The 8,255-nt window shown below is 54.1% G+C and carries 8 protein-coding genes; 4 read left to right on the top strand and 4 right to left on the bottom strand.

Annotation, left to right across the window (positions count from 1 at the left end):
- Window positions 1-314 precede the first annotated feature (314 nt).
- From thrS to L5470_RS12165, 4 genes are all read left to right on the top strand, one after another.
- Complete coding sequence (gene thrS / locus L5470_RS12180; protein WP_099798770.1) at window positions 315-2,135, top strand: threonine--tRNA ligase; 1,821 nt, start codon at window positions 315-317, stop codon at window positions 2,133-2,135.
- Between the two features lie 101 nt (window positions 2,136-2,236).
- The gene (locus L5470_RS12175; RefSeq protein ID WP_099798769.1) at window positions 2,237-3,091 is read left to right on the top strand and encodes a universal stress protein; all 855 of its coding nucleotides are present in this window, start codon (window positions 2,237-2,239) and stop codon (window positions 3,089-3,091) included.
- Window positions 3,092-3,123: 32 nt separating this feature from the next.
- The gene (locus L5470_RS12170) at window positions 3,124-3,747 is read left to right on the top strand and encodes a DUF4129 domain-containing protein (protein ID WP_499500123.1); all 624 of its coding nucleotides are present in this window, start codon (window positions 3,124-3,126) and stop codon (window positions 3,745-3,747) included.
- A complete protein-coding gene (locus tag L5470_RS12165) occupies window positions 3,744-4,907 on the top strand; it encodes a DUF4350 domain-containing protein (protein WP_099798767.1) in 1,164 nt (387 codons plus the stop codon). Before L5470_RS12170 ends, L5470_RS12165 begins: the two co-directional genes overlap by 4 nt.
- Window positions 4,908-4,910: 3 nt before the next feature.
- Here the strand turns inward: L5470_RS12165 and ccmO are convergent, their stop codons facing one another.
- From ccmO to L5470_RS12145, 4 genes are all read right to left on the bottom strand, one after another.
- Window positions 4,911-5,669, bottom strand: a complete 759-nt coding sequence (ccmO, locus tag L5470_RS12160) for a beta-carboxysome assembly protein CcmO (RefSeq protein WP_499500124.1) — start codon at window positions 5,667-5,669, stop codon at window positions 4,911-4,913.
- A 33-nt stretch (window positions 5,670-5,702) separates the two neighbouring features.
- Window positions 5,703-6,443: a type III pantothenate kinase gene (locus L5470_RS12155; RefSeq protein ID WP_499500122.1), complete on the bottom strand. Its 741-nt coding sequence runs from the start codon at window positions 6,441-6,443 to the stop codon at window positions 5,703-5,705.
- Complete coding sequence (locus L5470_RS12150; RefSeq protein ID WP_099798764.1) at window positions 6,406-6,822, bottom strand: AbrB family transcriptional regulator; 417 nt, start codon at window positions 6,820-6,822, stop codon at window positions 6,406-6,408. Before L5470_RS12150 ends, L5470_RS12155 begins: the two co-directional genes overlap by 38 nt.
- A 752-nt stretch (window positions 6,823-7,574) precedes the next feature.
- Window positions 7,575-7,868 carry a hypothetical protein gene (locus L5470_RS12145; RefSeq protein WP_499500121.1) on the bottom strand — a complete coding sequence of 98 codons (294 nt, stop codon included), beginning with the start codon at window positions 7,866-7,868 and terminating at the stop codon, window positions 7,575-7,577.
- Window positions 7,869-8,255: the final 387 nt, after the last annotated feature.

Here is an 8,255-nt window from a genome sequence, read left to right as displayed (position 1 = left end):
GACTTACTTGCCGGGATTTCTCCGTACTAGGATGTTTCTTCGCGTAGTTGATACGCCTACTTTCCACGTCTCTAGTTTAACACATAGAGAGGGCTAAAGCCCCCTGAGTTGGCTGTATCCCCTCGCTAAAGCGGAGGGGTTTTAGCCCGCCCACATCACTCCTATAAATCCTTACTAATTAAGACACCGCCACCTCGCTTAGCAGGTGCAGGAGTATTCATTATGTGCCAACGCCTAGGGAGGCGTGAAGGCTGTGCCGCGCACCCCCAAGATACAATAGAAGTCTTACCTTAAGCTTCACCTGCGGCTTTTCTATGTCCAACGACGTTTCCCCTGAGCCTATCCATCTTCCGAAAACGAGTGAATCAGAGCAGATTAAGCGCATTCGCCATACGACCTCCCACATACTGGCGATGGCAGTGCAAAAACTCTTCCCGAAGGCACAGGTAACCATTGGGCCGTGGATTGAGAATGGGTTTTACTACGACTTTGATAACCCTGACCCCTTCAGTGAAAAAGATCTAAAACAGATCGAGAAGGAAATGGTCAAAATTATCAAACGCAACCTGCCGGTGATTCGCGAGGAAGTGAGTCGTGAGGAAGCACGGCGGCGGATCAAGGCACTGGGTGAACCCTATAAGCTAGAAATTCTTGAAGATCTCCAAGAGCCAATTACCATTTACCATCTTGGCGATGAATGGTGGGATCTGTGTGCGGGGCCTCACGTCGAAAATACGGGCGACATTAACCCGAAGGCGATCGCCCTTGAAAGTGTTGCCGGTGCTTACTGGCGCGGTGACGAAACCAAGGCACAACTGCAACGCATCTACGGCACCGCTTGGGAAACCCCCGAACAACTCGCGGAATACAAACGCCGCAAAGCCGAAGCCCTCCGCCGCGATCACCGCAAACTGGGAAAAGAACTGGGGCTGTTTATCTTTGCTGACCCCGTCGGGCCAGGGTTACCCCTGTGGACGCCCAAAGGCACCATTCTGCGCTCCACCCTCGAAGACTTCCTTAAGCAGGAGCAATTGCGGCGAGGGTACCTTCCCGTTGTGACCCCCCACATTGCCCGCGTCGATTTGTTCAAGACCTCAGGCCATTGGCAAAAGTATAAAGAGGATATGTTCCCCCTCATGGCTGAGGATGAGGCTGCTGCTGCGCAGGAACAGGGGTTCGTCCTCAAGCCCATGAACTGCCCGTTTCATATTCAGATCTACAAAAGCGAGCTACGCTCTTACCGCGATTTACCCCTGCGCCTTGCGGAGTTTGGCACGGTGTATCGTTACGAACAGTCCGGGGAGCTAGGGGGGCTGACGCGGGTGCGGGGCTTTACGGTGGATGACTCGCACCTGTTTGTTACCCCAGAGCAACTGGATAGCGAATTTTTGAATGTTGTGGATTTAATTCTGGCGGTGTTTCGCTGCTTGCACCTCAATAAATTCAAAGCCCGCCTTAGTTTCCGCGATCCGAGTTCTGATAAGTATATTGGCTCTGAGGAGGCATGGTCGAAAGCCGAAGGTGCCATCCAACGGGCCGTCGAGCAACTGGGGATGGATTATTTTTTAGGCATTGGGGAAGCAGCCTTCTATGGCCCCAAGCTAGACTTTATTTTTGAAGATGCCCTTGGCCGCGAGTGGCAACTGGGGACGGTTCAGGTGGACTATAACCTGCCAGAGCGCTTTGACTTAGAGTACATTGCCGAGGATAATACCCGCCGCCGCCCAGTGATGATTCATCGTGCTCCCTTTGGCTCCCTAGAGCGGCTGATTGGCATTTTAATTGAGGAGTACGCTGGCGATTTTCCCTTCTGGCTGGCACCGGAGCAGGTGCGTCTGTTGCCCGTTAGCGATGAGCAGCGTCCTTTTGCTGCAGGGGTAGCGGCGCAGTTGGCAGCGGTTGGGGTACGCAGCAGTGTAGATAGCAGTGGCGATCGCCTCGGCAAACAGATTCGCAATGCTGAAACCCAGAAAATTCCAGTCATGGCCATTGTGGGTGCAAAAGAAGTGGAGAGCAACACCCTGAGTATCCGCAGCCGTGCCGACGGCGACATCGGCTCGGTGAGCGTGGCCACCGCAGTAGAGACCTTAGCCGCCGCCGCCAAGGAACCGGGAGCGCAAATCCGTTGGTTCTAAGATTTGTGGAGTTCTGCTAGAACGCCGGCACCCAGACCTAAGATCGTCAATAGTGGCCATCCGTGCCGTGATGATCACCAACCTCTGGGAGTTTGATACCTATGATTGAAAATATTCTATTGGCAGACTCGGGAACAGGACAATCCGAACAAATGCTCAAGTCGCTGATGGAACTGCCAGCGATTCAGCGAGCGGCGGTGACCGTGCTCCATGTGATTCCCCCGAAAATTACTGCCGAAGACATGGCGGAACAACGCCAAGCGGGGGCGAAGCTGCTGGCGGAGGCAGTGGCACGTCTGCACCTCGATCCGGTAATTAGCGTCAATACCCTGTTGCGGGAAGGCGACCCGAAAGACACCGTGCTGCAAGTTGCCGATGAGATCAATGCGGATTTGATTATCATGGGCTCCCGTGGCCTCAAACGGTTGCAGTCTATCCTAGCGAACTCCGTGAGTCAGTACGTCTTTCAGCTGTCCTCACGGCCCATGCTCTTGGTGCGCGATGATCTGTTCGTGAAAAAAATTAACCGCATTATGGTGGCTCTCAATGCCCAGCCTGCCGCCAAGGCATCCTTGGAGTTAGCAGTGCGATTAATGGATGGCTTAAAGGGGGGGAAGTTAATCGTTGCCCATGTCAACCCAGATCTCAAAGGCCATTCTGATATTCAAACGGGTTCAGCAGAAACGGATCCAGTGCTTGCAGAGGCAGCGCGGCTTGCCAAACAGCGGGGGATTGATTGCCAGTGCGTCCTCGCTACCGGTAAACCCGCAGAAGAGATCTGCCGAATTGCCGCCGACACCAATGCAGATCTACTGGTACTGGGGTCTCCGGATCGCCGCCCCTCCATTGCCCGCAGCTTGCCGGATTTAGATCGACTCTTAGGGACGTCGTTGTCGGACTATGTGCGGGTCTATGCGGAGTGCCCAGTGTTATTTGTGCGACAATCGGAGGCATAAGTTCTGATCTCTTCTGATCTACTGACTCCCCCGTGACCTTTTTGGAAACCCTCCGCTGGCAAGGCGATCGCCTGTGGCGGCAACTGAGTGAAGCCCTAGAATACTTCTTCCTAGAATTGTTCCGCACGGAAGCTTCACCGCTGTGGCAGGAGAGTGCAACCTTTGAAGCATGGGTGCAATGGCTGTTCCGCTGGTTGTTACTGTTGGTTCTTGGCCTGAGTCTTTACTTACTAGGACGTTGGCTGTGGCGATGGTGGCAGCGGCGATCGCGCCCCTTGCAGACGATGCCAGTAACCACCCCAAGAGAGCGACCTAAGCTAGTGCATGAGTGGCTAGAGCTTGCCCAAGCTCGGCAACTCGCTGGGGACTACAGTGGTGCGTGTCGTGCACTCTATATGGCGCTTTTATACCGTTTACAAGAGGCGGGGKGGCTACGGGTACAAAGCCATTGGACGAACCGGGAGTATCTACAGGAGTTAGAACGCCTGTTTCAGTTGGGGGAGCGATCGCCTACCGTGCGCCGCAGCATCCAACACCTGTTCCACGTTCACAGCCGCAGTTACTACGGCGGTGAAGCGCTAGATGCGCAGACCCTTGCCACCTGTCAGGCCGCCTACTTCGACATTGAACCTCAACTCCAGTCACCCTCGCGATGAAGACCCCCTCCCGCTGGCGCTGGCTTTTGCTGTTGCTTTCCGTTTTAGTCCTAGTGGTGGTCGGAGTGTTGCTCATGACGCTTGCTCCCTCGGCAAAAGCGGGTTCCTCCTACGACAATTCCCCTTGGGGCAGCCGTCAGTTTTACGAGTACCTCGAACAGCAAGGATTCAAGGTGGAGCGCTGGCAGCGAGACTACCCCAACCTCTCCGGCCAAGGGCACGTACTCCTGCAAATCAGTGGTCGGCTCCGAGACCCATCAGCGGATTTAGCCCAGTGGATGGCAGATGGCAACACCTTAGTCCGCTTTTATTGGCACGGCGAACCCACCGCTGCGCCCTTTAGCTATCGCTTGCAGACCTCTCAAGGGTCTGTCCTTGTGGAAACACGACGGCGGCTGCAACCCCGCGATATAGCACCCCGCTATCGCCCCCTCCTCAGTGATGACTATGGTCTCATTGCCTACCTCCAAACCACCCTCATCGGTGAAAGAACTGGGCAGCAACTCCAGAGCGTTTATCCGTGGCTGGTGGCCAACGCTTACGGCAGCCATACCCAACTGGCCAACTTTGCTACGGTGGCCGCTCTCCTGCAGGGCTTACCCAGCACGACTACCATTACTACCATTTACTTTGACGAGTGGCTGCACGGCTATCGACAACGCACCCCGGAAGACGTGGACACCGGCTTGCAGCCTCGCAGTGTGCTGGACTACCTCAGTCGTACCCAATGGCTAGGCATTAGTTTGCAACTGGGGGTGATTCTAATCTTTTTGCTGTGGCAGCAGAGCCAGCGCTTTGGACCACCCCTGCAAGAGCAAGTCGCCACCCTCAGTAATAGTGCCACCTACATTGCCGCCTTAGCCGGTGTGCTGCAACGCGCCCAGCAGAGAGGCTTTGTCCGCCAGCAACTCCAAGGGCAACTCCGCCACAACTTAGCCGCACGCTTAGGGTTAATCGCCGATCGCAGCAACCCTCACCATCTGCCTGAGGATTCTGAACTAATGCAGGCATGGCAAAGCGTGACCGGCCAAACCCCTGCCCTACTGCACACCCTTCTGGAGGATACTGCCATGCACGAGGATCGCCAACTGTTAGAGTGGCTCAAGGACGCAGCCACGGTGTTACAACCTCTAGAACCGCCCGAGACAAGAGAACGCTAGCGCCTAGGGAGAGGGTGGCTCTAGCGGTAGTGCCTCTGGTGAGGCTTCAACGGCCACAGCATCTTCGGTGGCGGCATTGAGCACAAGTGGCTCGGTTTCTTTTTGTTTGAGGTTGAGGGGCAGTTGTAAGGGGCGCAGTTCTTTTTGCAGGGCTGGCGCAAGGGGGAGAGATTGATCTAAATCTTCAAGAGGCCGTGGTACCAGCATTACGGCGTGGAGTTCACCGATGCGATCGGCTTCGGCCATCCCTGCTTCGAGGGCGATCGCTGTGTTGGATGCGGTGCCCCGAACAATGGCCGTACACAGACCCGCTCCAATGGTTTCGTAGGCTGTCAACATCACATCTGCGGCCTTCAGCATGGCATCAGCAGCCCCTACCATTGCCGGAAAGCCGCGAGTTTCGAGCAGGCCGACAGCATGACCACTCAGGCGGTGGCCGCGGGTGCCTGTTGTCAACTGCGCTAGCAAGCTACCAATGGGTAAAATCTTCTCTAGGTTAGGGTCAGGGCGGGGAATCACTAGGGTACTTAGTTCTTGGCCAAACTGCTGCGCTCGCTCTGCGCCTTCTTCAATGGCCAAGCGTACATCGGCAATACGACCGCGCACAATGGCCGTGCAATGGCCACTGCCAATTTTTTCGTAGCCCACTAGCAGCACATCGGAGGACTTCAGCATGTGGTCTGCAATGCCGACAATTGCCGGAAAGCTTTGGGCAGACACTAGCCCTAGGGCTAAATCAGTAAAGTCACGGCCACGCTCCATGGGAGTATCGGCTCTGTAGTGCACGGTGCTTTTCTATCTTAACCGTTGGTTGCGGGCGGCACGAATACCCCAAAAACACAGATGCTCGTCTTCCTGCCAGTGGTGCTGCGGAAAATCGGTTGCCAAGAGCTGGCTGATAAAGGCGCGATCGCCACCAGTGACCAGCACCTTACCTGTAGGATAGGCAGCGTAAAAAGCACCCAGATAACTTTGGAGGATCGCCGCCACGCCAAAGTACACACCGCTTTGCAGTGCCTCTGGGGTGGACATCGCCCAACGGGGTGGCACGCCTTCAGGAATGGCCACCCTAGGCAGCGCTGCCGTATAGTCGGCCAAGCACTGCCCCATGGCCCCCACCCCCGGCAGAATTGCCCCCCCCACAAATTCCCCAGCAGCATTGGCAAGGGTAAAGGTAAGGGCTGTGCCAGCATCCACCACGCAAACCGGTGCCCCATAGACCTGCAGTGCCCCCCACAGCCCAAGGGCGCGGTCGAGTCCCAAGGTGGGGTAGAGGCCAGGAATGGGAATATCCATCAAGCTGAGACCAAAGGCATTGGGGCAGAGTTCCTGAAGCGGCACCCGGCCAACACTGCCCCCCCAACACTCGCGATCGCTGACTAAACGCAGTACGGCTGGCGGCGATTCCCTGGGGGTCAGATGCCAGCACTGCACAAGCTCTACCCCGTGAAATAGTGCCCAGTGGTGGCGACTGTTGCCAACAATCACTGCCACCCAATCATCGCTCTGGGTTGGCGGTGTCGGGTTTAACTCCATCCAGCGCCGCATCCTCCAGTTGGTAGAGGTGGATATGCTTATATCCCCGCTTAATTAAAAAGGTATCCCCTGGTTTGAGATTCATTGCTTTGGTGTAGGCTGCCCCAATCACAATTTGTCCATTTTGATGAACTGTTACCCGATAGGAGGGCGATCGCCCACGTCCATCACGATGATCAGCCCCTTTCTGAGGTTCTAGTTCAAGACCCCGGGCTTGCAAAATTGCGCTATAAAATTTCGATAAATCAGTTTTTACCTCACCGGAGGCAGTAATACGATAGTAACCACACAGCCGTGCTGCTTCTTTGCGTGTCACGTAGCCTATCTCATTAAGCCGCTGTAGCAGTGCCTTACCGGTTAGGGGCTTGGGTTTTTCCATTCCGTCTATAATCCTTTCACCAGAACTCATCGTAAATAACACACTGGCAATATCACCATTAGAAAATTTATGGTGTCAAAAACTAGGGAAACACACAACGTACTCGCGGCGATCGCAGCGAAACAAGCCTATGCACTAATTTGCTGGCTATTGACACCTTAACATCGTGGTTGAAGCATTTAGGATCTGATTTAACAAGATGTTATAGAATTTCTAAATCAATTTCCAACCCAGCTCTCTGAGAGTCAACCACTGCTAAATCCTGACCTTTACGCGATCGCTGGTCGTCGTTAGCAATAAGAAATACTAATGTACTGTCAGGTCATGAATTGTCATGAATTTGATAAGATTGTATATGTAATCCATCTACATTGAAATAATGTAGGATATATGCGGTGGCTCCTCAGGCGCAGGAACACTAACAGAGGTCGGCACTGAGCTAGGGGGATCGCCGATCAGTTGTCAACAAACAAATACCGTAAGACTGTTGGAATTTCTGTGACGTCAGACTAGGGAGTATGTCAAACTATAGGTATAGATTATGTTCTCCGGCTCTCCCGTTAGTGCGGTGATAATTTTTACTAAACAGTTTTTTCTAATTAGAGAAGCAAGCTAACAACCTGTCCCGAAAATTGTTGACGTTTACAAAACCATACACTCGTCGTTCACCTACACCTTATCGTCTTGCTGAGTGCAACGTTCAACTGTTCACTCACCAGCGTTTACGACGATTGAGATGATCTGGGCGGTACCTAATCCTTGCTGGGGCGGTTGAGCCAGTCGGCACACTCTCGCTGCAATCCCTCTAGGGTCATGTTAGGCACCCGCTCTGCTTCAAAGGCTTCTGCTTCAATGGGAATATCGGCAGGGTGATAGCCGCTCTTGTTATAGAGGTCGGCAACCATGCGGGGGTTGACCCGCATCCCCACGGGCACAAGGGAGTCGAGGTCTTGCTTGGCGGCAAAGCAGGCTTGTACGACGTGCCAGCCTTCATGGCGCAGGGTTTCTTTGACTTCTCCCCTCCTTGAAAGAGAGGGGATTCCCAAAGGATGCTACGCAACGGGCTGAAGCCGCGTTGCTTCGCTTTTCCCTTGAGCTGTCACCCACAACTTAATGCGGGTGGGGGCAGTCAAAGACCCCCTACTCACCTCAAGCATCTCTGCTATTGGGACTACGTTTATGTTCGGTTTGTGGTTTCGCACTTTTCAACACTAGCCAGTTCGATACGCTCAACATCCTGCCATTGCTTGCAGTGGTTTAGGCTTGCCGCCAAAGCGGTAGTGACTTACTTGCCGGGATTTCTCCGTACTAGGATGTTTCTTCGCGTAGTTGATACGCCTACTTCCACGTTTTTAGTTTAACATATAAAGGGGCTAAAGCTCCCTGAGTTGGCTGTATCCCCTCGCTAAAGCGGAGRGRTYKKAAGATCGGAA

Source organism: Synechococcus sp. PCC 6717 (assembly GCF_022698185.1).
Taxonomy (GTDB): Bacteria; Cyanobacteriota; Cyanobacteriia; order Thermosynechococcales; family Thermosynechococcaceae; genus Thermosynechococcus; species Thermosynechococcus lividus.
The sequence above is the reverse complement of the archived record's forward strand: the minus strand, read 5'-3'. Positions and strand labels throughout refer to the sequence as shown.